This is a genomic window from Streptomyces sp. NPDC051180 (assembly GCF_040689545.1).
GTDB lineage: Bacteria > Actinomycetota > Actinomycetes > Streptomycetales > Streptomycetaceae > Streptomyces.
Genome location: NZ_JBFBBC010000002.1, coordinates 386,722 through 411,504 on the forward strand (window position 1 = coordinate 386,722; position 24,783 = coordinate 411,504).

General features: G+C 73.6%; 24 protein-coding genes and 1 riboswitch. Of the genes, 7 read left to right on the forward strand and 17 right to left on the reverse strand.

Annotated features, from left to right (window positions below; genetic code table 11):
- Positions 1–13 precede the first annotated feature (13 nt).
- Positions 14–1,225 carry a DUF5931 domain-containing protein gene (locus tag AB0424_RS05195; RefSeq protein WP_366302391.1) on the reverse strand — a complete coding sequence of 404 codons (1,212 nt, stop codon included), beginning with the start codon at positions 1,223–1,225 and terminating at the stop codon, positions 14–16.
- Between the two features lie 40 nt (positions 1,226–1,265).
- Entirely contained in the window at positions 1,266–2,012 is a 747-nt protein-coding gene (locus tag AB0424_RS05200) for a lysophospholipid acyltransferase family protein (protein WP_363292991.1), read from the reverse strand.
- Positions 2,013–2,185: 173 nt separating this feature from the next.
- Here AB0424_RS05200 and AB0424_RS05205 point away from each other — a divergent pair, with 173 nt between their 5' ends.
- Both AB0424_RS05205 and AB0424_RS05210 read left to right on the forward strand, forming a co-directional pair.
- Positions 2,186–2,968, forward strand: coding sequence for an alpha/beta fold hydrolase (locus AB0424_RS05205; RefSeq protein WP_366302392.1), 783 nt, complete (start codon positions 2,186–2,188; stop codon positions 2,966–2,968).
- Entirely contained in the window at positions 2,961–3,680 is a 720-nt protein-coding gene (locus AB0424_RS05210; RefSeq protein ID WP_366302393.1) for a hypothetical protein, read from the forward strand. Before AB0424_RS05205 ends, AB0424_RS05210 begins: the two co-directional genes overlap by 8 nt.
- Positions 3,681–3,841: 161 nt before the next feature.
- Here the strand turns inward: AB0424_RS05210 and AB0424_RS05215 are convergent, their stop codons facing one another.
- The 6 genes from AB0424_RS05215 to AB0424_RS05240 all read right to left on the reverse strand — a co-directional run bounded on the left by AB0424_RS05215 (position 3,842) and on the right by AB0424_RS05240 (position 8,617).
- Entirely contained in the window at positions 3,842–4,588 is a 747-nt protein-coding gene (locus tag AB0424_RS05215; RefSeq protein WP_366302395.1) for an endonuclease/exonuclease/phosphatase family protein, read from the reverse strand.
- Between the two features lie 76 nt (positions 4,589–4,664).
- Positions 4,665–5,606, reverse strand: a complete 942-nt coding sequence (locus AB0424_RS05220; RefSeq protein WP_366302397.1) for an ROK family glucokinase — start codon at positions 5,604–5,606, stop codon at positions 4,665–4,667.
- A gap of 66 nt (positions 5,607–5,672) precedes the next feature.
- Complete coding sequence (locus AB0424_RS05225; RefSeq protein WP_366302399.1) at positions 5,673–6,113, reverse strand: DUF5304 domain-containing protein; 441 nt, start codon at positions 6,111–6,113, stop codon at positions 5,673–5,675.
- Between the two features lie 41 nt (positions 6,114–6,154).
- Positions 6,155–7,288, reverse strand: a complete 1,134-nt coding sequence (locus tag AB0424_RS05230) for an ArsA-related P-loop ATPase (protein ID WP_366302400.1) — start codon at positions 7,286–7,288, stop codon at positions 6,155–6,157.
- A 31-nt stretch (positions 7,289–7,319) separates the two neighbouring features.
- On the reverse strand, positions 7,320–7,760 hold the full coding sequence (locus AB0424_RS05235) for an SRPBCC family protein (RefSeq protein ID WP_366302401.1): 441 nt from the start codon (positions 7,758–7,760) through the stop codon (positions 7,320–7,322).
- 89 nt (positions 7,761–7,849) lie between these two features.
- Positions 7,850–8,617 (reverse strand): metallophosphoesterase, encoded by a 768-nt coding sequence (locus AB0424_RS05240; RefSeq protein ID WP_366302402.1) that lies wholly within the window; start codon positions 8,615–8,617, stop codon positions 7,850–7,852.
- Between the two features lie 255 nt (positions 8,618–8,872).
- Here AB0424_RS05240 and AB0424_RS05245 point away from each other — a divergent pair, with 255 nt between their 5' ends.
- Complete coding sequence (locus tag AB0424_RS05245) at positions 8,873–10,669, forward strand: AMP-dependent synthetase/ligase (protein ID WP_366302403.1); 1,797 nt, start codon at positions 8,873–8,875, stop codon at positions 10,667–10,669.
- 82 nt (positions 10,670–10,751) lie between these two features.
- Here the strand turns inward: AB0424_RS05245 and AB0424_RS05250 are convergent, their stop codons facing one another.
- Positions 10,752–11,894, reverse strand: coding sequence for a glycosyltransferase family 4 protein (locus AB0424_RS05250; protein ID WP_366302404.1), 1,143 nt, complete (start codon positions 11,892–11,894; stop codon positions 10,752–10,754).
- Positions 11,895–11,979: 85 nt separating this feature from the next.
- Between AB0424_RS05250 and AB0424_RS05255 the strand changes: the two genes are divergently transcribed.
- Positions 11,980–13,254 carry a glycosyltransferase 87 family protein gene (locus AB0424_RS05255; RefSeq protein WP_366302405.1) on the forward strand — a complete coding sequence of 425 codons (1,275 nt, stop codon included), beginning with the start codon at positions 11,980–11,982 and terminating at the stop codon, positions 13,252–13,254.
- Here the strand turns inward: AB0424_RS05255 and AB0424_RS05260 are convergent.
- The gene (locus tag AB0424_RS05260; protein WP_366302406.1) at positions 13,215–14,543 is read right to left on the reverse strand and encodes an MATE family efflux transporter; all 1,329 of its coding nucleotides are present in this window, start codon (positions 14,541–14,543) and stop codon (positions 13,215–13,217) included. The genes AB0424_RS05255 and AB0424_RS05260 overlap by 40 nt on opposite strands.
- Before the next feature lie 101 nt (positions 14,544–14,644).
- Between AB0424_RS05260 and AB0424_RS05265 the strand changes: the two genes are divergently transcribed.
- Complete coding sequence (locus AB0424_RS05265; RefSeq protein WP_366302673.1) at positions 14,645–15,202, forward strand: PadR family transcriptional regulator; 558 nt, start codon at positions 14,645–14,647, stop codon at positions 15,200–15,202.
- Here AB0424_RS05265 and AB0424_RS05270 read toward each other — a convergent pair.
- From AB0424_RS05270 to AB0424_RS05290, 5 genes are all read right to left on the reverse strand, one after another.
- Positions 15,199–16,422, reverse strand: coding sequence for a hypothetical protein (locus AB0424_RS05270; RefSeq protein ID WP_366302407.1), 1,224 nt, complete (start codon positions 16,420–16,422; stop codon positions 15,199–15,201). The two genes, AB0424_RS05265 and AB0424_RS05270, sit on opposite strands and share 4 nt — an antisense overlap.
- Positions 16,423–16,457: 35 nt before the next feature.
- Positions 16,458–17,483, reverse strand: coding sequence for an NlpC/P60 family protein (locus tag AB0424_RS05275; protein ID WP_366302408.1), 1,026 nt, complete (start codon positions 17,481–17,483; stop codon positions 16,458–16,460).
- 198 nt (positions 17,484–17,681) lie between these two features.
- Positions 17,682–18,719 (reverse strand): NlpC/P60 family protein, encoded by a 1,038-nt coding sequence (locus tag AB0424_RS05280; RefSeq protein ID WP_366302409.1) that lies wholly within the window; start codon positions 18,717–18,719, stop codon positions 17,682–17,684.
- Between the two features lie 257 nt (positions 18,720–18,976).
- Positions 18,977–20,341: an NYN domain-containing protein gene (locus AB0424_RS05285; protein ID WP_366302410.1), complete on the reverse strand. Its 1,365-nt coding sequence runs from the start codon at positions 20,339–20,341 to the stop codon at positions 18,977–18,979.
- Positions 20,342–20,374: 33 nt separating this feature from the next.
- The gene (locus tag AB0424_RS05290) at positions 20,375–20,617 is read right to left on the reverse strand and encodes a hypothetical protein (RefSeq protein ID WP_017238847.1); all 243 of its coding nucleotides are present in this window, start codon (positions 20,615–20,617) and stop codon (positions 20,375–20,377) included.
- A 158-nt stretch (positions 20,618–20,775) separates the two neighbouring features.
- Between AB0424_RS05290 and AB0424_RS05295 the strand changes: the two genes are divergently transcribed.
- Both AB0424_RS05295 and AB0424_RS05300 read left to right on the forward strand, forming a co-directional pair.
- The gene (locus AB0424_RS05295) at positions 20,776–21,510 is read left to right on the forward strand and encodes a rhomboid family intramembrane serine protease (RefSeq protein WP_366302411.1); all 735 of its coding nucleotides are present in this window, start codon (positions 20,776–20,778) and stop codon (positions 21,508–21,510) included.
- Positions 21,507–21,788: an Lrp/AsnC ligand binding domain-containing protein gene (locus AB0424_RS05300; protein ID WP_017238849.1), complete on the forward strand. Its 282-nt coding sequence runs from the start codon at positions 21,507–21,509 to the stop codon at positions 21,786–21,788. Before AB0424_RS05295 ends, AB0424_RS05300 begins: the two co-directional genes overlap by 4 nt.
- Positions 21,789–21,861: 73 nt before the next feature.
- Here the strand turns inward: AB0424_RS05300 and AB0424_RS05305 are convergent, their stop codons facing one another.
- Entirely contained in the window at positions 21,862–23,253 is a 1,392-nt protein-coding gene (locus tag AB0424_RS05305) for an aminotransferase class V-fold PLP-dependent enzyme (protein ID WP_366302412.1), read from the reverse strand.
- 226 nt (positions 23,254–23,479) lie between these two features.
- A riboswitch (SAM riboswitch) is annotated at positions 23,480–23,596 on the reverse strand.
- An 86-nt stretch (positions 23,597–23,682) separates the two neighbouring features.
- Positions 23,683–24,747: an anthranilate phosphoribosyltransferase gene (gene trpD / locus AB0424_RS05310; RefSeq protein ID WP_366302413.1), complete on the reverse strand. Its 1,065-nt coding sequence runs from the start codon at positions 24,745–24,747 to the stop codon at positions 23,683–23,685.
- Positions 24,748–24,783 lie beyond the last annotated feature (36 nt).

Below are 24,783 nucleotides of genomic sequence, written 5' to 3' on the forward strand. Positions count from 1 at the left end.
GCCTGCTGCTCGCTCACTTCTCCCCTGCCTTCCCCCGTGGGACCTTCAACTCGACTTCCGTGCCCTGGCCCGGGACCGAGATCAGCTCGGCCGTGCCGCCCAGATCCCGCAGTCTCCCCCGGATGGAGAGGGCGACGCCCATCCGGCCCTCGCCCTCGGCCTGCGTGAGACGGCCCTCGGGGATGCCGGGCCCGTCGTCCCGGACGGTGACGATCACCTCGTCCGTCCAGTCCTCGACCAGGATCCACGCGCGGGCGTCCTCGCCCGCGTGCACCCGCACATTGTCCAGGGCTGCGCCGACGGCCGCCGCCAGCTCCCGGGCCGCGGGGGCCGCCAGCAGCACCGGCGCGCCGGGCTCGGAGAGGGTGACGCGGGCCCCGGCGCGCGGGGCGAGCAGCAGGCGCAGGTCGACGGGGGTGTCGTCGTCGGGCTCCTCGTCGACCTCGACGACCCGGACCACCGCCCCCTCGGACTCGGCCTCGGAGACGAGGCTGGGGCGGGCGAGGCCGCCGGCGACGAGGGTGCGCAGCGCCACCTCCTGCTCCCCCGCCATCCGGCCCAGTTCGGCGGCCTCGCCGCCGAGGGCCGTGCCGCGCCGCTGCACCATGGCGAGGACCTGGAGGACGCTGTCGTGGATGTCGCGGGCGAGCCGCTCCCTCTCCCGGGTCGCGGCCTCGATCTCCAGGGCGCGGGCGAGGGTGCGCTCGGAGGCGCGGGCCACCTCGACGACGTAGCCGATGGCGATGGAGGCCACCCAGACGAGGAGCACGTTGTGGAGGGTGTCCCGGCTGGGGTGGCCTCGCTCGACGATGTTGGCGACGGCCACGAGGGAGGAGGCGAAGCCGGCCCACCGCCAGCCGCCCTTGATCGCGTACGCAAGGACGGATCCGGCGGTCCATATCGAGGGCAGGGTGGGGCCGTCGACCGACTGGGCCTGGGCGTCGGCGAGGGGGGTGAGCAGGATGCCGACGACGGCGACGGTGAGGTCGGCGCCGAGGAAGCGCTTGGTGCAGCTGGCCGCGCCGGCCACCCTGGGCAGGGTGGCGAGGGTCCAGACGCACATCACCGCCAGGTAGCCGACGGCGATCCACGGCCGTTCGTACGCCTCCCGGGAGGAGACGAACAACAGGACCGCGTACACCATGGTCAGGACGCGGTAGCCGGTCAGCGCCCGCCACAGCGGCTGCTCGACCGACATGCGCACGACACGCTCGCGCTTGGCCATCTCCCCCACCCCCGAACGCGTCCCTCGCGGGACCGCGCCGCTACGCTCCGGACTCTTCCCGGGCCGCGATCTCGGCCTTGACGGCCTCCTTGGCCGCCTTCTCCGCGTCCGCGATCTGCCGCTTGGCGGCGGTCGCGTAGATGTCGACGTACTCCTGGCCCGACAGCTTCATGATCTCGTACATGACCTCGTCGGTCACCGAGCGGAGGATGAAGCGGTCCCCCTCCATGCCCTGGTAGCGGGTGAAGTCCAGCGGCTTGCCGATGCGGATCCCCGGGCGCATGAGCTTGGGGACGAGCTTGCCGGGCGGCTGGATCTTCTCGGTGTCGATCATGGCGACCGGGATCACCGGCGCGCCGGTCGCCAGGGCGACCCGGGCCAGACCGCCGGGCTTGCCGCGGTAGAGGCGGCCGTCGGGCGACCGGGTGCCCTCGGGGTAGATCCCGAAGAGGCCGCCGCCCTCGATGACCTCGATGCCGGCCTTGATGGCCGCCTCGCCGGCGCCGCGGGCGCCCGAACGGTCCACCGGGAGCTGGCCGACGCCCTTGAAGAAGGCCGCGGTGAGCTTGCCCTTCACGCCGGGCGTCGTGAAGTACTCCGCCTTGGCGATGAAGGTGACCTTGCGGTCCAGGACGGCGGGGAGGAAGAAGGAGTCGGAGAACGACAGGTGGTTGCTCGCCAGGATCGCCGGGCCTTCGGCGGGAATGTTCTCCAGTCCCTCCACCCACGGCCGGAAGGCAAGCTTCAGAGACCCTCCGAGGGAGAACTTCATTGCGCCGTAGATCAACTCGCCATGCCTTCCGTGTGCCGTCGCCCAGACTTTATCCCGTACCGACGTACGCCCCCCGCTACGGCCCTGGTCGGTGTCGGTGCGGTCGCGTACCGTGAAGGTCCTTCACCGTTTTCCGTCGCTCCGGCCCACCCGAGGACGCCGGAGTCGCAACCGAACAGGAGACCCCGGTGCCGGTCCTTCCCGGAGCCGAGCCGTACCGCCATGACGGCGGAGAGGTCGGCGTCCTTCTCTGTCACGGATTCACCGGTTCCCCGCAGTCGATGCGTCCGTGGGCCGAGTATCTGGCCGAGCGCGGCCTGACCGTGGCGGTGCCGCTGCTGCCCGGCCACGGCACCCGCTGGGAGGACATGCAGCTCACCACCTGGCACGACTGGTACGCCGAGGTGGACCGGGCGCTGCGCGAGCTCCTGGAGCGGTGCTCGACCGTCTTCGTCTTCGGCCTGTCGATGGGCGGCGCGCTGACCCTGCGGCTCGCCGCGCGGTACGGGGACGCGGTGCGCGGCATCGTCCTGGTCAACCCGGGCAACAAGGTGCACGGCCTGGCGGCGCACGCCCTGCCGGTCGTCCGGCACCTGGTCCCCTCGACCAAGGGCATCGCGAGCGACATCGCCAAGGAGGGCGTGGCGGAGGTCGGCTACGACCGGGTGCCGCTGCACGCGGCCCACTCCCTGCGCGAGTTCTTCAGGACCGTCGACGGGGAGCTTCCGCAGGTCACGCAGCCGGTGGTACTGCTGCACAGCCCCCAGGACCACGTCGTCCCGCCCGTCGACTCGGCCCGGATCCTCTCCCGCATCTCCTCCACCGACGTGCGGGAGATCCTGCTGGAACAGAGCTACCACGTGGCGACGTTGGACCATGACGCGGAGCGCATCTTCGACGAGAGCCTGGCCTTCGTCGAGCGCCTCGCGCCGGGGCTGGTCGACGGAAAGGGGAGCAGGAGCGGTGGCTGAGCAGCAGGACGGCGGCGAGCGGGAGCCGCAGCCCATCGACGAGGAGGCGGCCTGGGCCGCGATCGTCGCCGGGTACGGCAAGGAGCCCGTGGACCCGCCGGGGGCCCAGCCGTTCCGGCCGATCGAGAACCTGGAGCTGCCGGAGCCCGAGGACGAGGCCGACGGCGGGGACGACGGGCCGGAGGGTTCCGCCGGGGAGACCCGGCCCGGGAAGCCGGGGCCGACGCTCGGCGAGGCCACGCCCTGGAAGCCGAGGCCGGCGGCCCGGGAGCCGCGGGCGGAGGACTCCGACGGGGCCGACGACGCCGGTGACTCCGACCCGGACGGGGAGCCGGAGGCCGGTCCCGAGCGGCCCGCGCTGGGCAGCTCGATCGTCTTCGCGCCGGGGGTGCGGCCCGCCGGTCCCCGGGACTACTCCCCCACCGAGCCCGACGACGGCCCGGGCGGCGCGGACGAGGGGCACTTCGTGCCGCCGGAGCCGCCGCCGCTGCCCGAGGCGGACGTGACGACCAGGTTCGCCTGGCTCGCCGTGGTCGGCGGCCCGGTCCTCATGCTGGTGGCCGTCCTGCTCCAGTGGGACATGACCTGGTGGCTGACGACGCTCTGCATCGGCGGCTTCCTGGGCGGCTTCGCCACCCTGGTGGGGCGGATGAAGCACGACGACGACGATGACGACGGCTTCGACGACCCGGGCCGCGGCGCGGTCGTCTAGCGGTCCTGGCTCCCGGCGCCCCTCCTCCTGTCGGGAGGCGGCGCCTCCCGGGGCCGTCACCGTCCCTCCGGCGCCGGACCCCGACCAGGGGTCCGGCGCTGGTGCGCTCCCCCGCCGTGAGCGGCCGCGGTGTCCGCCGGAACGGGGCGCGGGGACGGCACTCAGCCGGGCGCGGGGACGCGGACGGCCGCCAGCACCGGGAGGTGGTCGGTGGCGGCCCGCAGGTCCGCGGGGTCGGGCGTCGGAGGGACGCCGCAGCCGAGGAAGGCGACGCCCGGGGTCGCGAGGATCGCGTCGATCCGTCCCGTCGGTGCGGCGGCCGGAAAGGTGTGCTCGCCGCCCCAGGGGGCGGCCTCCCAGCCGTCCCGGAGCCGCCCGGTGAGCCGGGTGAAGGCGGGGCCGCCGGGGCGTTCGTTGAGGTCGCCGGCGACGAGGACGTACGGGGTGCCCAGGGCGGCGACCCGGTCCAGGACCATCCCGGCCTGCGCGTACCGCTCGTCGGCGCGCAGTCCCAGGTGGCAGCTGATCAGCCCGACGCGGACGCCCGCGAAGCGGACGACCGCGGTCGCCAGGCCGCGGCGGTGGAGCCCGGGGGTGAGCGGCAGGAGCACGTCCTCGGTGCGTTCGACGGCGGCGCGCAGGGAGCAGAGCAGCAGGGGCCCGGCCGCGGGGGCGCCGCCGCCGAGGAGGACGAGCTCGCTCCGGGCCGCGAGCCGGGCGGCGTGCTTGCGCCAGCGGAAGAAGCGCGGGGCCTCCTGGACGAGGACGACGTCCGGCGCGCAGGCGCGGATGACCCGGGCCAGGGCCTCCTCGTCGTCGCGCATCGAGCGGACGTTGTAGCTCATGACCCGGAGGACGACCGAGCCGTCGTCCTCGGTGCGGGAGTCGGGCAGCTCGCTGATCGCCATGCGGGGCAACATACGCCGACCGCCCGCCGGGTCCGGGAGGACGCGGCGGGCGGTCGGCGTGTGCTTCGTGCGGCGGTCAGCCCTGGCGTGCCAGGTCCGCGGCTCCGACGAGGCCGGCCTTGTTGCCGAGCTGGGCGGCGAGGACCTGGGCGTGCGGACGCCACTGTCCGCCGATCAGCCAGCGCCGGAAGGACTTGCGGATCGGGTCGAGGACGAGGTCTCCCTCGTCCGAGACGCCGCCGCCGACGATGAAGGCCGAGGGGTCGAAGAGCGAGGCGAGGTCGGCGAGACCGGCGCCCGCCCAGCGGGCCAGCTCGCGGAAGGAGTCGACGGCGACCGCGTCGCCGGCGCGGGCGGCCTGGCTGACGTGCTTGCCCTCGATGCCTTCCGGGGTGCCGTCGCCGAGTCCGAGCAGGATCTCCGCCCGCTCCGGGGTGGCGTTGGCGCGCTGCCGCGCGTAGCGGACGAGCGCGCGGCCGGAGGCGTACTGCTCCCAGCAGCCCTGGCTGCCGCAGCCGCACAGCAGGCCGTCCGGGACGACCCGGATGTGGCCGAACTCGGCGGCGACGCCGAAGCGACCGCGGCGCAGCTTGTTGCCGATGATGATGCCGCCGCCGAGGCCGGTGCCGAGGGTGATGCAGATGACGTCCTCGTGGCCCTGGCCGGCGCCGAACCGGTACTCGCCCCAGGCCGCCGCGTTGGCGTCGTTCTCCACGACGACGGGGAGGCCGACGCGCTGCTCGACCTTGTCCTTGAGCGGCTCGTGCCGCCAGTCGATGTTCGGCGCGAAGAGGACGGTGGCGCGCTTGTCGTCGACGTAGCCCGCGGCGCCGATGCCGACGGCCTCGATCGAGTGGCCCTTGCCGGCCTCGGAGACGGCCGCGCTGATCGCGTCGACGATTCCCTCGGGGGTCGGCGGGGTGGGCACCTTGTGGGTGTCGAGGATCTTGCCCTCTTCGTCGACCACGCCGGCCGCGATCTTCGTGCCGCCGATGTCGACGCCGATGGTGAGTCCCATGTGTCCCTCAGTTTTCGGTCGAGCCCCGCTAAGGCCCACCGTACCCGAGGGGGAGGTGCCTACTGATCAGTCAAGGTCGATGTGCTGGCCGGATCCAGGCCCTTCGTCGTCCTTCCGGGGCTCGTCGGCGTCCCGGCGCGGGTCGTCCTCGGCGACCGGTCCGCCCCGGGTCCAGCGGCTCTCGTGGCCCTCGACGGCGGAGCGGTAGGCGGCGAGCAGTTCGCTGCCGGCGGCGGCGAGGTGGTCGAAGACCTGCGGGTTGCGCTCGATGACGGGCTCGACGGCGGCCTTCGCCTGGTTGACGAGGTGCTGCACGGTCTGCGCGGCCTGGCCGGCGAGGAGGGGGTTCCCGAGTCCGCCGGAGACCTTGTCGGCGACGGCCTCGAAGAGCTTGCGGAACTCCTCGGCGGGAGAGCCCGGCTCGGTCCCGCGCTGCGCCCGGCGGCGGGCCTTCTCCGCCTCCAGGTCCTCGGCGCACGCCTTGGCCCAGGCGTCCGAATCGCTCATGGCGCACTCCTCACTGGCTGGTACTTCGACGGTACACGGACTCAGGGGGTGCGGGGCCAGAGTCCGGGGTCGGGGGTGAAGCGCACGCGGAGGTCGCCGTCGACGAGTCCGGCGCCGGTCACGGTGCAGCGGCGCAGGGCCCCGGGCAGGGGGACGTTGCGGCGGAACGGGCCGACGGCGAGGAGCAGTTCGTCGCCGCGGCGGACGAGGGACAGCTCTTCCTTGACGGCGCCGGGCAGGGCGATGTGCCAGACGAGGACGCCGTCCTCCTCCCGCCGGTCCTCGATGGGCCAGTGCGGCGCGGGGACGGGGTCGGTCCCGGGTCGGACGGGCGCGAGGAGGGCCAGGTCCTCGGTGCCGCGCGGGTCGCGGCCGAGGTGCGGCAGCTCGTACAGGACGCCGTCGGCCGCGGCGCGGAGTCCGGTCAGGTGCCGGTGCTGCTCGGCGGTGAGCCCGGCGAGCCAGGGGTCCTGCGAGTCGGCGGGGAGCAGCCGGTTGGCGACGACGGCGTCGAGGGTCAGGCGCTGGAGGGCGAGGCCGAGCCGGGCGGTGCGCAGGGCCCGGTCGGCGGCGGGGCCGGGTTCGAGGACGAGGCGGACGGTGGTGCCGGGGCTTTCGACGACGTCCTGGACGGCGGCGAGCTCGGCCTCCCAGCGGGCGGTCGTCTCGTACAGCCACTGGGCGGGCATGGGGACGCCGGCGAGTTGGGCCAGCATGGGGCGCAGGGCCCGGGCGGCCTGTCGTTCGGGCGGCAGGAGGCGGCGCAGGTAGCGGCGGAGCTGCTCGGGCAGGGCGAGGACGGCGAGCGCCTCGGTGAGCGGCGGCAGGTCGACGACGGCGAGGTCGTGGTCGCCGGCGGCGGTGTCGCGGAGGGCGCGCAGCAGGGCGAAGGTGCGGCTGCCGGGGAGCTCGGTCAGCTCGGCGTCCTCGAACGGCGCGGCGCCGAGCAGGTCGAAGGCGGCCGAGGAGCGGGCCTGGAGGGCGAGGAACTCGCGGCGGAAGTCGGCGGCGGCGTCGGGGCGCAGCACGCGCAGGCCGTCGGCGGCCGGGAGCGGGCCGGCGTCCTCGGTGACGAGCAGGACCCGGCGGCCGGCCCGCGCCTCGGCGAGGGCGGTCGCGGCGGCGACGGTGGTGCGTCCGGCGCCGCCGGGGCCGGTGACAAGGATGATCCGCATGGCCAGGACGTTACCTCCGCCCCGGTCGGGGTCACGCGCCGGATTCGACGCGCTTCTTCAGGCCGGCCAGGGCGCGGTCGATGATGACCTTCTCGGCCTTGCGCTTGATCATGCCGAGCATGGGGATCTTGACGTCGACGGTCAGTTGGTAGGTGACCTGGGTGCGGTCGCCGTCGAGCGGGGCGAGCCGGTAGGAGCCGTCGAGGGAGCGGAGCATCTGGGACTTGACCAGGGTCCAGCTGACCTCGTCGGCGCCGGTCCAGGTGTAGGCGAGGGTGTGGTCGTCCTTGATGGCGCCGGCGTCGAGGAGGAGGCGGACCTTCTCCGCGCGGCCGGAGGCGTCGGTCTCCAGGACCTCGGCCTCCTTCACCTCGCCCGTCCACTCGGGGTAGCGGGCGAAGTCGGCGATCACGCCCATGACGTCGGCCGGCGCCGCCTCGATGGTGATGCTCGAGCTGGTGTGTTCGGCCATCGCGGTGGCTCCTCCACGGTGCGTTCCGGCGGAAGTAGAAGGGCACGGACGTGCCGATGGCAGGCTATCGCGCCGCGGCTGCGCGCCCGTCACCACTCCAGGGCGAAGGGCTTGCCGGTCGAGGCGAAGTGGCCGACGTTCACGCACTCGGTCGAGCCGATCCGCATCCGGCGGACCAGCGGCTGGTGGACGTGGCCGAAGAGCGCGTAGCGGGGCCGGACGCGGTGGATCGCGTCGAGGAGGGCCCGGCTGCCGCGCTCGAAGCGGCGGGCGACCGTGTCGTAGGTCAGTTCCGGGACGTCCGGCGGGATGTGGGAGCAGAGGACGTCGACCTCGCCGAGTGCCTCGACCTTCGCCGCGTACTCCTCGTCGGAGATCTCGTACGGGGTGCGCATGGGGGTGCGCAGGCCGCCGCCGACGAAGCCGACGGTGAGGCCGCCGAGCTCGATCCGGGCGCCGTCGAGGACGGTCGTGCCCGGTCCGGCGAACTCCGACCAGAGCCGGGGGATGTCGACGTTGCCGAAGGTGGCGTAGGTGGGGGTGGGGAAGGCGGCGAAGAGTTCGGCGTACTGGCGGCGCACGGCGGCCTCGATGGCGGTGTCGCGGTCGACGTCGAGCCCGGCCCAGAGGCGTCGCCCCAGGTCACGGGCCTCGTCGAAGCGGCGGGCGGTGCGCAGCTCGACCAGCCGGTCGGCGTTCTCGGTGCCGAAGAGGTCGGGGAAGATCCCGCGGCTGTGGTCGGCGTAGTCGAGGAAGAGGACCAGGTCTCCCAGGCATATCAGGGCGTCGGCGCCCTCTCCGGCCCGGGCGAGGTCGCCGGAGTTGCCGTGCACGTCACTGACCACATGGACTCGCATGAGCCCACCTTAGGGGGTGTCACCTGCGGTTACTTGGGAGTCGGGAAACCGGTGGATTACTGTGCGGAGAGCACCGTCATATATGTGTGACGCACGGAACATCTGGCCGGGACCCCCTATCGGGAACCGTGTACTGGTGGGTAACGTCCGGGCAGTCCAGTCGTGCTCACCCCCACTGAGCACCTGCCCGATCATGGACTTCACCGGTGCATCACACAGAGCCGTGGCGCCGGCGCCCGATGAGGAGCAGCAGTCTTGCGCGAGTTCAGCCTTCCGGCCCTGTACGAGGTCCCCGCGGACGGCAACCTGACGGATCTCATCCGCCGCAACGCCTCCCAGCACCCAGACGTCGCCGTCATGGGGCGCAAGGTCGACGGTGCCTGGACCGACGTGACCGCCACGCAGTTCCTCGCGGAGGTCCGCGGGGCCGCCAAGGGCCTGATCGCCGCGGGCGTCGAGCCGGGCGACCGGGTCGCGCTGCTGTCCCGGACGCGGTACGAGTGGGTCCTCCTCGACTTCGCGATCTGGAGCGCCGGCGGCGTGACCGTGCCGGTGTACGAGACCAGCTCGCCGGAGCAGATCCAGTGGATCCTCGGCGACTCGGGCGCGACGCTCGCGCTGGTCGAGAGCGCGGCGCACCAGGCGTCGGTGGAGTCCGTGCGGGCGAACCTGCCGGGCCTCAAGGGCGTCCGCCAGATCGAGGACGACGCGGTCGCGCGGCTCACGGCCGAGGGCGCGGACGTCTCGGACGAGCTGCTCGACCAGCGGATGTCGGCGGCGAACGCGGACGACCCGGCGACGATCGTCTACACCTCGGGCACGACCGGCCGCCCCAAGGGCTGCGTCCTGACCCACCGGGCGTTCTTCGCCGAGTGCGGCAACGTGGTGGAGCGGCTGAAGCCCCTCTTCCGCACCGGCGAGTGTTCGGTGCTGCTCTTCCTCCCGGCCGCGCACGTCTTCGGGCGGCTGGTCGAGGTCGCGTCCGTGATGGCGCCGATCCGGCTGGGCTGCGTCCCGGACATCAAGAACCTCACCGACGAGCTGGCCTCGTTCCGGCCGACGCTGATCCTGGGCGTGCCGCGGGTCTTCGAGAAGGTCTACAACTCCGCGCGGGCCAAGGCCCAGGCCGACGGCAAGGGCAAGATCTTCGACAAGGCCGCCCACACCGCGATCGCGTACAGCCGGGCGATCGGCACCCCGCAGGGTCCCTCCCTCGGTCTCAAGCTCAAGCACAAGCTCTTCGACAAGCTGGTCTTCAGCAAGCTGCGGGCGGTGCTCGGCGGGCGCGGCGAGTACGCGATCTCGGGCGGGGCACCGCTGGGCGAGCGCCTCGGCCACTTCTTCCGGGGCATCGGCTTCACGGTCCTGGAGGGGTACGGCCTGACGGAGTCGTGCGCGGCGACCGCCTTCAACCCGTGGGACCGGCAGAAGATCGGCACGGTCGGCCAGCCGCTGCCCGGCTCGGTGGTGCGGATCGCCGACGACGGCGAGGTGCTGCTCCACGGCGAGCACATCTTCTCGCGGTACTGGAACAACGAGGCGGCGACGGCCGAGGCGCTGGCGGACGGCTGGTTCCACACCGGCGACATCGGCACCCTCGACGAGGACGGCTACCTCGCGATCACCGGCCGCAAGAAGGAGATCCTGGTGACGGCGGGCGGCAAGAACGTCGCCCCGGCGGTCATCGAGGACCGGATCCGGGCGCACGCGCTGGTCGCGGAGTGCATGGTGGTCGGCGACGGGCGTCCCTTCGTGGGCGCGCTGGTCACCATCGACGAGGAGTTCCTGGGCCGCTGGGCCTCCGAGCACGGCAAGCCGGCGGGTTCGACGGCGGCCTCCCTCCGTGACGACGCGGAGCTCGTGGCCGAGGTGCAGCGGGCGATCGACGACGGCAACGCGGCGGTCTCCAAGGCCGAGTCGGTGCGCAAGTTCCGCATCCTCCCCGCCCAGTTCACCGAGGAGGCGGGCCACATCACCCCGTCCCTGAAGCTGAAGCGGAACGTCGTGGCGAAGGACTTCGCGGACGAGATCGAGGCGATCTACCAGCACTGAGCCGGTGACGGCACGACGAAGGGGCCCCGGGCGATCGCACCGCCCGGGGCCCCTTTCGTCGTGCCGTCGCCCGGAGTCCCCGTCAGAGCAGCTCGCGCAGCCGCTCGGCCAGGAGGTCCCAGCGCCACTTCTCCTCGACCCAGGCGCGGCCCCGCTCGCCCATGCGGGCACGGAGCTCGGGGTCGAGCAGGAGGGTGGTGACGCGGTCGGCGGTGTCCTCGGCGGACTCCCCGCGGACGACCCAGCCGGTCTCGCCGTCGAGGACGGCGTCGGGGGCGCCGCCGGAGTCGCCGGCCACGACCGGGAGGCCGGTCGCGGACGCCTCCAGGTAGACGATGCCGAGGCCCTCGACGTCGAGGCCGCCCCGGCGGGTGCGGCAGGGCATGGCGAAGACGTCGCCGGCCCCGTAGTGCGCGGGCAGCTCCGACCACGGGACGGCGCCGGTGAAGCGCACGGATCCGGCCACGCCGGTCTCCTCGGCGAGACGGCGCAGGTCCTTCTCGTACGGGCCGCCGCCGACGATCAGCAGGACCGCGTCCGGCACCCGGCGCAGGATCCGCGGCATCGCCCTGATCAGGGTGTCCTGCCCCTTGCGCGGGACGAGCCGGGAGACGCAGACGACGACGGGCCGGTCGCTGAGCCCGAGGCGGGCGCGGACCTCGGCGCCGCCGGAGTCGGGGTGGAAGGTCTTCTCGTCCACGCCGGGCGGGAGCTGGACCATCCGGTCCGCGGCGGCGGGCGTGAGGGCGGCCGCGATCCGGGAGCGGGTGTACTCGCCGAGGTAGGTGATCGTGTCCGTGCCCTCGCCGATGCGGCGCAGCAGCTGCCGGGAGGCGGGGAGCTGGGCCCAGCCGGCCTCGTGCCCGTGGGTGGTGGCGACGAGCCGCCGGGCGCCCGCCCTGCGCAGCGCGGGGGCCATCAGACCGAGCGGCGCGGCCGCGCCGAACCACACGGACTCGCAGCCGTGCTCGCGCAGCAGCGCGGTGGCACGGGCGGTGACCCGAGGAGTGGGCAGCAGCATGGTGGTGCGATCCCGGACGACCGTGAAAGGCTGCTCGGCGTCGAACGCGGCCGTCGCCTCGACGCCCTCGCGGCTGCGCTTCCACGTGGAGGCGTAGACGACGATCCGATCGGGATCCAGGCGGAGCGCCATGTTGTGCAGGAAGGCCTGGATTCCGCCGGGACGCGGCGGGAAGTCGTTGGTTACGATCAGGGTCTTGTGCATCGTGGCCGACAGTACGCGATCGCCACCACCGCCCGGCAACACCACTCCCCCGCTCCCGCGGGCCCGACAGGACAAGGACGAGACAGTGACGACGGGTGCGGTGGGAAAGTGGTCACGCGCGAGCCTGCGGCTTCCGCTGAGTCTCTGGGGTCTGACCCGCGTCCTCCTGCTGCTGTGCGTCTTCAAGGTCGTGGTGATCCCCGGCCCGGACATCACCTTCGACGTCTCGAACATCTACCAGGGCTGGTACGAGGTCCTGCGGACGGGCACCTACCCGCTGGACGACGTCACCTGGCAGTACCCGCCGGCGGCGGCGCTCGCGATCCTCGCCCCCGCGCTGCTGCCGTTCCTCGGCTACGCGTCCGCGTTCTTCGTCCTCGCCTTCCTCTGTGACGCGCTGGTCTTCGGGCTCCTGGTGTACACGGGCCGCCGCGCGGGCCGGTCGGCGCACGGCGCCTGGCTCTGGCTCGCGGGCGTCCCGCTGCTCGGCCCGACCGCGTACGCCCGGTACGACGTGATGGTGACCGCCGTCGCAGTGGCCGCGCTGCTGGCGGCCGGCCGGAGCCCGCGCGTCCTGGGCGCCCTCGCCGGGTTCGGCGCGGTCCTGAAGGTGTGGCCCGTGCTGGTGCTGGCGGGCACTCCGAGGGGGCGTGCGACCTTCCGCTCCTGGACGACGGCGGCGGGCGCGGCGGCCGCGGTGCTGCTGCTGTGCGTGCTGTGGATGCCGGGGGCGCTGGCCTTCCTGGGCTTCCAGCGCGACCGGGGCACGGAGGTCGAGTCGCTGGGCTCCATGGTCTTCCACGTCGTCCGGCACTTCGGCTGGGAGGGCGAGGCGCGGATGAACTACGGCTCGATCGAGTTCCTCGGGCCGTACGTGTCGACGGTCTCCACGGCCGCGATGGTGCTCACGATCGCGGCGTTCGGCTGGCTGCTCGTGTGGCGGCTGAAGGCGCGCCTGTTCACCTCGTCGACGGCGGCGGACGCCGCGTTCGTGGCGGTGCTGCTGTTCACGGCGACGAGCCGGGTGCTGTCCCCGCAGTACATGCTGTGGCTGGTGGGTCTGGCGGCGGTCTGCATGGCGTTCCGGGCGAGCCGGATGCGGCGGCCCGCGCACCTGGTCATCTGGGCGACGGCGGTGACGCAGTTCGAGTTCCCGGTGTGGTTCTCGCACGTGACGCGGAGCGATCCGCTGGGTGTGGCGGTGCTGTTCACCCGGAACGGTCTGCTCATAGCCGCCGCGGTGATCGCCTGCCGCATCCTGTGGCGCCAGACGGTGACCGAGCCTCGGCTCGCGGAGCTCGCGGCGGAGGCCGCGACCGCTCAGCCGGAGCGCGAGAAGGCCCTGTCGGGTTCCTTCTGAAAAGTGACGACGGTCCGGCGGTGGAGCAGGCCGAGCGCCGCGCACTGGGCGGCCATGGCGAGCGCCATGGCCAGGCAGATCCCGCCGAGGCCCTGTCCTGAGAAGGCGTACGCCAGCGGGAGCTGGACCAGCACGCCGGCGATGGTGATCCGGGCGAGCCGCGGGCTCGCCCCGGTGCCCTCGAAGACCCCCGCGACCGCGATGTAGCCGGCCATGAGCAGCAGGTAGGGGCCGAGGCAGCGCAGGAAGAGCGCACCGGCCGCCGCCACGTCGGGCTCGGCTCCGAAGGCGCGCATGACGGGGCCGGCCGCGACGAGCAGCAGGGCGGCGGCGCCCGCGCCGATGACACAGCCGAGGAGCAGGGCCTGGCGGGCGACGGCCCGCCGTTCGTCCCGTCCCGCGCCGAGGAGGTGGGCGCTGTGGATGGCCGCGGCCTGCCGGACGGCGTAGAAGGCCATGGTGGCGACGTACATGGCCTTGGTGGCGATGCCGTAGGCGGCGATCTCGGTGACGCCGATCCGGGCGACCACGGAGACGAGCGCGAGGGCGCCGGCCATCCGGACCGTGAAGTCGACGGCCATCGGGAGTCCGGTGGCGGCGGTCCGGCGCAGGGCGGCGGCCGTGGGCAGGGCGGCGCGGGCCGCCCGCGCGGCCTTCAGCAGCGGGTCGCGGCGCAGGGCGAGCAGGCCGGCGGCGAGGGCGACGGAGCGTCCGACGACGGTAGCGAGGGCGGCGCCCCGCACTCCGTGGGCGTGGATGAGCAGCGGGTCGAGGACGAGGATCAGTCCGTTGGCGAGGAAGGCGAGCCGCATGGGGGTGCGGGTGTCGCCCGCGCCCTTGAGGACGCCGTCCAGGACGTGGGTGGCGAAGAAGACGGCCGTGCCGGGGAGCGCGATCGCGAAGTAGGCGGTGGCGAGGGCGTGGGCCGGGTGGTCCGGGCCGCCGAGCAGGAGGGCGGCGAGCGGATCGCGCAGCAGGTACCCGCCGACGGCGACGGGCGGCACGAGCAGCGCGCAGAGGGCGGCCCCGCCGCGGACGGCGGCGCGGACGGCTCCGGGGTCGTCGGCCCCGCGGGCCCGGGCGACGAGGACGGTGGTGCCGGAGCCGGCCATGAGGACGATGCCGAGGAGCAGGTTCTCGACGTTGGTGGCGACGGCGACGGCGGCGACGGCGTCCCCGCCGAGCGGGGCGACCCAGACCATGTTGACGACTCCGGCGGCGACACCGGCGAGCAGTTCGAGATAGACCGGGCGGGCGAGCCGGACGAGCGTCCGGCGGTGTGAGGACATGCGACGGTTCCCCCTCTTTTCGAGATACCTCGATTAGAGGCATCTCGAAAAGAGGTAGCATGACGACCGCTCCCCCGACAAGCGCGAAGGAGACCCGACCGGTGCTGGAACTGTCGATCCTGGGCTTCCTGTACGAGAAGCCGCTGCACGGGTACGAGCTGAAGGAGCGCATCCACGGACTCAGCGGGCACGTCCGTCCGGTCAGCGACGGAGCCCTCTACCCGGCCATCACCCGGCTGGTGCGCAACGGCCTGGTCGACAGCCGTACGGAGCCGGGCGCGAGCGCGGCCCCGCGCCGCACGCTCTCGCTCACCCCGGACGGACGCCGGGAGCTGCTGGCGCGGCTGCGCACCCCCAAGGACGCCGAGATCAGCGACGGCCAGCGGTTCTTCACCCTGCTCGCCTTCCTCGGCCACCTCCCCGACCCGGCCGACCAGGCCGCGGTGCTCCGCCGCCGCCAGGAGTTCCTCTCCGCCCCCGCCAGCTTCTTCTACGAGGGCGGCAGCCCCGTCACCGTCGAACGGGAGCCCGACCTCTTCCGGCAGGGCATGCTGCGGATCGCCCGCGCGACGGGCACGGCCGAGAAAGCCTGGCTGACGGAGGCCCTGCGGGAGCTCGACGCGGCGCCGAGCGCCCCGAACGGGGACGGGACGGCCTAGCCGAGCCGCTGCCCCACGTAGGCGCGCCAGTCGGCGGTGAACTGCTCGGGGGTGGTGCCCAGGACGTCGTGGAGCGCCTTCTCCAGCGCGCCCTCCCGGGCCGGGTGGGCGCCCACCGCCCGGTAGAACCCGGTCAGCGCCGGCGCGCCCCAGCGGTCCGCGATCATCTCGCAGGCGAGCCAGCCGCCCTCGTAGGCCCGGGCCAGCGCGTCCGCGTCGCCGCCGAAGCCGAAGTCGGCGTCCTCGGGGAGCCCGGCCGGCAGGTCGCCCGCGCGGACGGCGCGGGCGAGCTCGGGCGCGGCCTGGGCGGCGGTGCGGCCCGAGCCCCGGTAGGCGACCCAGTCGGCGAAGCCCTCCGAGAGCCAGACCGGGGTGGCCGCCGTGGTCCGGATCCGGGTGGCGACATGGGTGGTCTCGTGGGTGAGGACCATCTGCCGGCCGAACGCCCCGAGGACGGCGTACGCGTCCGGGTTCACGATCACCCGGTCGGCGGGGGCCTGCGGGCCGCCGCCCGCCTGCCCGGTGGTGACGGCGGCGATGCCCCGGTAGGAGGCGGCCGGGCCGCCGAGGAGGCGGCCCATCGCCTCGACCGAGGCGGGGACGAGGACCACGATCCGGCCCGCCCAGCTCCCGTTCCACGCCCGGCCGACCGCCGGCACCGCCCGGTCCGCCGCGGCCGCGATCTCCCGCAGCCGCTCCTCGCTCTGCCCGACCCCGAGGACGAGGCTGCGCCGGCCGGTCACCGACTCCACCGCGCCCTGCTGCCACAGCTGCTGCGGGGCCCCCTCGGCGGCGCGGTCGCCGGTGACGTACCAGCGGCCGTCCCGCTCGGCGAGGTCCAGGACCCGCGCGGTGGTGGAGGGCCCGGAGTCGTAGCCCTTGATCCGGTACCCGAGCTCGGCCTCGACGGTGGCCCGGCCCTCGCCGGCCGGGTCGACGTCGGTGACCCGGTAGTCCACCCCGCCCAGCGGGACCTTCGCGAGCCGGTCGAACTCGGTGCGGGCGGCCGGCGCGAGCGCGGGGTCCAGGGCCGCCAGATAGCCGGCCTCGTCCCGGTCGAGCAGGGCCTTGGCGTGGCCGTCCAGGAGGTTCTGGACCTCCTTGGACGACGGGCCGGCCGGGCCCGGCGGTCCGGCGGACGTGCAGCCGGTGAGGGCCGACAGGGCGGCCAGCAGGCACACGGCCGCGCCGCGCGCCACTCCACCGCTCCGACCTGCCACGCCCTCGATCGTACGGGCGCGGTGGCCGGACCGCGTCAGACCCGGGTGACCGTCACGTGCGACATCATGTTCACCGGGTCGTAGCGGACCCGGGCGCCCGGATAGGGGGCGTGGATGACCTGCCCGTTGCCGGCGTAGATCGCGACGTGGCTGGCGTCGCCCCGGTAGGTGACGAGGTCCCCGGGCTGCGCCTGCGACAGCGGCACCCGGCGGCCCGCGTTCCGCTGCGCCGAGGAGGTGCGCGGCAGGCTGATGCCGGCCTGCCGGTACGACCAGACCATCAGGCCCGAGCAGTCGAAGGCGGACGGCCCGGTCGCCCCCCACACGTACGGCTTGCCGATCGCACTGCGGGCGGCGATCACCGCGGCGGAGGCCCGTGAGGAGGCCGGGCCGAGGTCGGCGAGGGGCGGCAGCTCCTCGGCGGGGCCGCCGTCGCGTCCGCCACCGCGGGACGCGCGGTCGAAGTCGGCGCGCTCCTCGGCGGTGAGCGAGGCGAGCACCCGGCGGGCCTCGGCGAGCTTGCGCTCGACCGTGCGCTTGTGGCGGGCGACCTCGGCCCGGCTGCGCTCCAGCTCGACGAGGGCGGTCCTGGCCTCGGACCGCTTCTGGTCCAGCCGGCGCTGCTCCCGCCGCAGTTCGCCGAGCGCGGCGCCCTGCCGGACGGTGGCCCGGTCGAGCGCGGAGGCGCGGTCGAGGTAGCTGTCGGGGTCGGAGGAGAGCAGCAGCGCGAGGGCGGGGTCCATGCCGCCGGAGCGGTACTGGGCCCCGGCGACCGAGCCGAGCGCGCCCCGCATGCGGTTGATGCGCTCCTGGCCGCGGGCGAGGCCGTCTCGGGCCTCGGCGACCGTCCGGCGCAGCGCGTCGGCCTTCTCGTCCGCGCTGTTGTACCCCTCGGTGGCCTTCTCGGCCTCCTCGAAGAGGCGGTCGACGGTGGCGCGGGTGGCCGCGGTACCGGCGCCGGGGTCGGCGCTCGCGGGGACGGCCCCGAGGGACGCCGCCGCGGTCGCCGCGGCGGCGGCGGTGAGGACGGTGACCCTGGCGGGTCGGCGGTGGGACGCCACGGATCGCGCTCCGTTCGGCTCGACGCAGACTGGCGCGGCAGACAGTAGCCGCTGATCACTCCGCGTCCAACGAAGGCACCGGGCACACAAAGTGACGCCCCGCCGGAGAACACAGGTCACCGGCGGGGCGTCAGGTCAGCGCGCGTCGTGGCGAACCACCCGTTCGGGCGGCATGCCGCAGCGGGTCGCGGGGGGGCGTCAGCCCGCCACGCGGACTCCGAACTGGAAGCTGCCCAGGGTGTTCATCGACTCGTAGCGGACGTAGGCGCCCGAGTAGGGGGCGTGCAGGACGGTGTTGTTGCCCGCGTACAGGCCGACGTGCTGCAGGCCGTTGAAGAAGACCAGGTCGCCCGGCTTGAGCTGGCTGCGGCCGATCTTCGTGCCGTCGTTCTGCTGGGTGTACGTGGTGCGGGTGAGGTCGATGCCCGCCTTGCCGTAGGCCCACTGGGTCAGACCGGAGCAGTCGAACGAGCCGGGGCCCTCGTGGCCGGAGGCGTACGGCATGCCGACACGGGTGTCGGCGGCGGCGAGCGCCGCGGCGCCGAAGCCGTTCGCGGGGACCTCGTTGCCCAGGTCGACGCGCTCGCCGGCGTCGCGGCTGGCCCGCTGCTCCTTCTCCTGGATCTCGGCCTTCTCGGCCGCGGTCAGGGTGTTGAGGAGCTTCTGGGCCTCCGCCAGCTTGCCCAGGTACTTCTTCTTCTTGGCGGCGAGCGTCTTGCGGACGTCCTCGAGGTCGGCCAGCTTCGTGGTGGCCTCGGTCCGCTGCTGCGCGAGGGTGCGCTGCTTGGCCTGGATCGAGGTGAGCACGTCGGCCTGCTGGGCGCTCAGCTGGTCGATCGCGGACGCCTTGTCGAGGTAGGTGTCCGGGTCGGCGGAGAGGAAGAGCTGGAGCGCCGGGTCGATGCCGCCGGAGCGGTACTGGGCGCTGGCGACCGAACCGATCTGGTCGCGCAGGGCGTTGAGCTCCTGCTGACCGCGGGCCACCTTGTCCTGGAGGTTGCCGATCTCCGTCTGCAGCTTGCCGCGGCGCTCGTCGGCGAGGTTGTACTGCTCCGTGGCCTCTTCGGCCTCGTGGTGCAGCTTGTCGACCTTCGACTTGACCTCGTCGATCTTGGGCTGGGCGGGGGCCGCCTGCGCGCCGGACTGGGCGGTGAACGCCACGGCGGCGGCCGCGGTCACGGTGAGCACGGTCACACGGGCGCGGCTCGGCTGCTTGGGTCGACGGTGGGACGCCACGAAGGCGATCTCCTTCTTCCTCAGAGCCGCCCAACCGGTAAGGGGCAGGCGGTTCCTCCGCCGCCACCCCGGATGGGTGATCAACCGCGCGAAGGTTCGATGCCTGACCCTAGTGACCAACTTGTGATCAGTTCAAATCCCACCGGCAAAAATATCGCTCGCACGGCACTTTGTTCACACGCAGCACACGGGCAGTGATGGCCACTTGACCGTCCGCCCACCACAATTCGGTCATACGGCCCATGAGTTGCGATGCGCTACGAGAGGCGCGAAAGCCGCTTCAGCAACAAGACGGACGCGACCGGACGCGCACCCGCCTTGGCCACCCCGTCGGCCACCTCGCGGTCGGTCGAGACCACCACGACGGGACGCCCCGGCGGCTCGGCCCGCACCAGCTGGCGGATCAACTCGTCGGCGGTGACACCGGGCTTGGAGAACAGCACCCGCACCCCGCGCGGCGGCGCGAGCAGCACCGGCGCCGCCAGCTCCGCCCCGTCGAAGACGCAGGTGACCTCGGCGCCCGACCGGGCCGCCAGGGCCGAGAGGCCGCCCAGCAGCCGCAGCCGCTGCTTCTCCAGCGGCATCGTCGGATAGCCGGTCTTGGTGACGTTGTAGCCGTCCACGACCAGATGGGCCTGGGGCAGCGCGAGCAACTGGTCGAGGAGCGCCGGGTCGGTCTCCGACAGCGCCCGCGCCGCGATGTCCTTCGGCGACATCCGCCCCGGCTCCACCGCGTCGACGGTGTCCGCCGGGTGCACGGAGACGGGGGGCAGCGCCAGTTCGCGGCGCAGGCCCTGGGCGGCGTCGAGCACCGTGTCCAGGAGCAGCCGCAGCCGCATGTCCTCCACCGAGCGCCCCTCGCGGGCGGTCCTGCGGCTCGCCTCCAGGGCCGCCTCGACCTCGCCGAGCCGGGCCTTGAGCCGCCGGGTCTCGCTCTCGGCCGCCGACAACTGGGCGGCCCCCTCGGCCCGTACGGCGTCGATCTCGCCCTGGACGCGCCGCAGCGCGGCCTCGCCGCGCTTCACGTCGCTCTGGGCGCTGCGCAGCTTGCGGTGAAGCGATTCCGCTTCCTTGCGGGCCGCCTCCAGATCGTGCCGGAGCTGCTCGGTCTCGCCGCGGGAGCGGTCCCGGGCGCCGGCGAGCTCCTCGCGGAGCCGCTCCAGCTCCCGCCGCCCGGCCTCGTCGGCGCGCTCGGCGTCGGCCCGCTGGGCCTCCTCGCCCGCGGCGGCCACGAGCTTGACCCAGCCGGGCGGGCGCAGCACGTAGGCGGCCGCCGCCACGTCGACCGGGTCGGCGGCGGCGGGCGGGGTGCCGGTCTCCACGGCCCCCGCGAGCTCGGGCTCGGCCTGCTTGAACCGCTCGCCGATGCGCTGCCGGAACAGCGGGTCGCTCTCCAGGGCCGCCGCCATGGCGTTGCCGGCGAACTTGGCCCGCCGGCTCGCGGTGAAGCGCGCGTACTGGCGCAGGGGCGCGGGGAGCTCCGCGACGGTCAGTCCGCCGAAGGCGTCCGCGACCAGCGCGACGACCCTCCGCCGGACGCCTTCCGGCAGTGGGTGGTCGAGCGTCTCGGCAGCGTCACCTGCCGCGCCGGCCGGCTCTCCACCGTGCGCGGGCTGCTCCACGATCCGTCACCCCTATGTCGTCCGCGCCGTCCCTCAGGAGGCGGCGCCCGGCCTGTCCACCAGTTCGATCTGGTCCACCGCGTTGCACCAGCGGCAGCGGACCGACTCGATGGTCTCACTGACCACCTGCCGTTCCTCGACCGTCGGGTCGCCCGCGAGGTCCAGATGGACGTACTCGACGACCTTCGAGGAGCGCGTCACGTCGAAGCGGGTCAGGTTGCCGCAGAGGGTGCAGCGCCAGCGGGTCTCGGCGGTCGGCAGGGGAACCGTCGTCATCGAGCCGTCCTTCTTCCTGTTGCGTGGTACCAGGTGCGGGAGCCGCGGTGCGCCGTCGAACTGCGGTCGTCGTGCCCGTAACACTACGGCCTCCCCGGTACCCGGGGGCACGGCGAGGCACTCTGTCCACTTCGACCCCGGTACGCCATGATCTGTCCATGATCGACTGGCGAGGAGCGGGTCGCGGCGCCTGGCGGGGCGCGCGCAGGGGACCCACGGTGACGTACGGACTGATCGCCGCCTGCGTCCTCCTCTTCGTGGTCAGCCCCGTCTCCGGGCTCAACCCGGCCCACGGCACCGGGGATCAGCTCCTGGCGGCGCAGGGGGCGTACTTCCGCCGCTGGGGCGTCGTCCCCGCCGAGCTGACCGTCGGCGAGCCGCACGCCCTGCTCACCCCGCTGACCGCCCTCTTCGTCCACGGCAGCTGGCTCCATCTGCTGGGCAACATGCTGTTCCTCTACGTCTTCGGCGCCATGGCCGAGGAGCGCATGGGCCCGGCCGGATTCGCCCTCTTCTACCTGAGCACGGGCTATCTGGCGCTGCTCGGGTACGCGGTGGCGCACGCGGACAGCGAGCAGACCCTGGTGGGGGCGTCCGGGGCGATCTCCGGGGTGCTCGGGGCCTTCCTCTTCCTCTTCCCGCGCGCCCGGGTCACCAGTCTCTTCCCCTTCCTCCTCTTCCTGCCGCTGCGCTTCCCCGCCTGGATCGTGCTGATCTTCTGGTTCGTCCTCCAGTGGCTGGCCGCGCGCGCGGCGGGGCCGGGTCCGGGCGTCGCCTACCTCGCCCACGTCGTGGGCTTCTCGGCCGGCTTCCTGTACGCCTGGGGGTGCTACCGGGGTGGGGATAGAGTGAAGGCTCCAGCCGCGGCGACCGAGGGAGAAAGCCAGCCGTGATCACCGCGATCGTGCTCATCAAGACCAGCGTGGACCGGATCCCCGAGATCGCCGAGTCGATCGCCGCGCTCGACAGCGTCAGCGAGGTCTTCTCGGTGACCGGCACCTACGACCTCATCGCCATGGTCCGGGTCCCCCGCCACGACGACCTGGCGGACGTCATCCCCGGCCGCATCAGCAAGATCCCGGGCGTCGAGGCCACGGACACCCACGTGGCGTTCCGCACGTACTCCCAGCACGATCTGGAGGCGGCCTTCGCCATCGGCCTGGAGTCCTGAGACCCCAGGACCGCGAGACACAGGAAGGGGGCCTCCCGCCGGGGAGGCCCCCTTCACCCGTACGAGTGACCGATCAGCCGCGGTCGGGGACGCAGCGGCCGTCCTCGGTGCGGTACTTCCACTGAGCGCCGTCCCGGACGAGCTCCTTCACCGCGCGGACGAACCGCTCGACGTGCTCGTCCGGCGTGCCGGCGCCGAAGCTCACCCGGATGGCGTTGAGCGAGCGCTCGCCGGGCGCGGCCTCCGGGGCGCCGCACTCCCCCGGGTCCTGCGGGTCGCTGCCGAGCAGCGTGCGGACGAGCGGGTGGGCGCAGAACAGACCGTCGCGGACGCCGATGCCGTACTCGGCGGAGAGCGCGGCCGCGAAGTGGGAGCTGTTCCAGCCGTCCACGACGAAGGAGATGACGCCGACCCGGGGCGCGTCGTCGCCGAACAGCGACAGCACCCGCACCTCGGGTACCTCGGCGAGGCCCGCGCGGACGGTGTCGACGAGGTGCTGCTCGCGGGCGACGAGTCCCTCGAAGCCGGCCTCGGTGAGGGCCTTGCAGGCGGAGGCGATGGAGTAGACGCCGATGACGTTCGGGGAGCCGGCCTCGTGCCGGGCCGCCGTGGTGTGCCACTCGACGTCCACCCCGCCGTCGGCGCGGCGCGCCACCTTGCGGGAGGCGCCGCCGCCCGCGAGGTAGGGCTCGGCTTCCTGGAGCCAGTCGGAGCGGCCGGCGAGGACGCCGGAGCCGAAGGGCGCGTACAGCTTGTGGCCGGAGAAGGCGACCCAGTCCACGTCCAACTCCCTCACGGAGACGGGGTGGTGGGGCGCGAGCTGGGCGGCGTCGAGCACGATCCGGGCGCCGTGGGCGTGCGCGGCGGCGGCGAGCTCCTTCACCGGCCACAGCTCGCCGGTGACGTTGGAGGCTCCGGTGACGCAGACCAGCGCGGGGCCGTGGGGGTCCCGGTCGGCGAGGGCGCGCTCCAGGGTGGCGACGGCCTGCGCGGGGGTGCGCGGCGCGTTGAGGTAGGTGACGCGGGCGTCCCGCCAGGGCAGCAGCGAGGCGTGGTGTTCGGTCTCGAAGACGAAGACCTCGCAGCCGGCGGGCACGACCTGGGCGAGCAGGTTGAGCGAGTCGGTGGTGGAGCGGGTGAAGACGACCTGGTCGCCGGGGCGGCAGTCGAGGAACTCGGCGACGGTGACGCGGCTGTTCTCGAAGAGGTCGGTGGAGAGCTGGGAGAGGTAGCCGGCGCCGCGGTGGACGCTGCCGTAGTAGGGGGCGTACGCGGCGACGTCGTCCCAGACCCGCTGGAGGGCCGGCGCGCTGGCCGCGTAGTCGAGCGCCGCGTAGGTCACCTCGCCGCCGGTGACGAGCGGGACGGTGACGTCCCGGCCGAGCACGGGCAGCGGGGCGGCGCAGCAGGGGTCGGCGGACTCGTCGGCGACGGTGGCGGTGGCGGCGTTCGGGCGTGCGGACATGGCGGTATCTCCCGGCGGGCGGTGCGGATGGCTTCGGTGATCCCGTACGCGGCCGGACACGGCGGGGTACGGGTGATGCCTCGGAGGCGACGGGGGACGTCCGCGGGTGTGCGGGTACGCCGAAGTGACCCTGTTCCGAGGGTGAAGAAGGGGCGGATTCGCCCTATCGCATTCGCTTGCTCACGGAAAAAGCTCCTCGAGAGACCAGGACCCCTGGTGTTCGAGGGGTCCGCGCTTGCCGTAGACCTCGCTGCCTACGGCCTGGTCATCACCCGGGGCACCCCGCCACGGACGGAGGGTTGCCGGACAGCAAGCCGGGGCCAAAACGCTGTCACTCGTGACCTGTAGAGCATCCTGCCACATGATCGACGAAGCGCAAGACCCCGGTCCGGATGGTGGACCGGGGTCGTGCTCGGGATCGGGTGGAGGTCAGGCGTTGCTGGCGGCGATCCAGCCTTCCAGGGACCGCAGGGCCGCGCCGGAGTCGAGGGACTCGGCCGCTCTCGCGATGCCCGCGGCCAGCTGCTCCGCGAGGGTGCCCGTGCCGGGCTCCAGGGCGGTGAGCGCCGCCGCCGCGTTGAGCAGCACCGCGTCCCGTACCGGACCGGTCTCCCCGGCGAGCAGCCGCCGGGCGACGTCGGCGTTGTACGAGGCGTCCGCGCCGCGCAGCGCCTCCAGGGGGACGAGTGCGATGCCGACGTCGCGGGGGTCGAAGCGCTCCTCGGTCACCCGGCCGTCCCTGACCACCCACACCCGGGAGGTGGCGGTGGTCGTCAGTTCGTCCAGCCCGTCGTCGCCGCGGAAGACCAGGGCGGAGTTGCCCCGCTCGGCGAGGACTCCGGCCACGATCGGCGCCATGCGCGGGTCGGCGACGCCGACCGCCTGGGCCTTCACCTTGGCCGGGTTGGTGAGCGGGCCCAGGACGTTGAACGTCGTCCGGATGCCGAGCTGGCCGCGGGCCGCGGCCACGTGCCGCAGCGAGGGGTGGAACTTCACCGCGAAGCAGATGGTGATGCCGGCTTCCTCGGCGACCTCGGCGACCCGTCGCGGCGTCAGGTTGAGGTTGATGCCGAGCTTCTCCAGGACGTCGGAGGAGCCGGAGGCGGAGGAGGCGGCGCGGTTGCCGTGCTTGACGACCTTCGTGCCCGTGCCGGCGACCACGATCGACGCCATCGTGGAGATGTTCACCGTCTTGGCGCCGTCGCCGCCGGTGCCGACGATGTCGACGGCGGGGCCCGGCACGTCGATCACGTTGGCGTGCGCGTACATGGTCCGCACGAGGCCGGCGATCTCCTGCACGGTCTCGCCCTTGGCCCGCAGGGCCACCATGAAGCCGGCGATCTGGGCGTCGGTCGCCTCGCCGCTCATGATCAGGTCCATCGCCCAGGCCGTGTCGTCGGCGGAGAGGTCCTTGCCGTCCAGCAGACCGTTCAGCAGGACGGGCCAGGAGCGGCCCGCCGACGTAGGTCCTCCAGCGGGGGTCGCAGCGCTCATGGCAGCTCCTGGTGATCGTGACGGATACGCACCCAC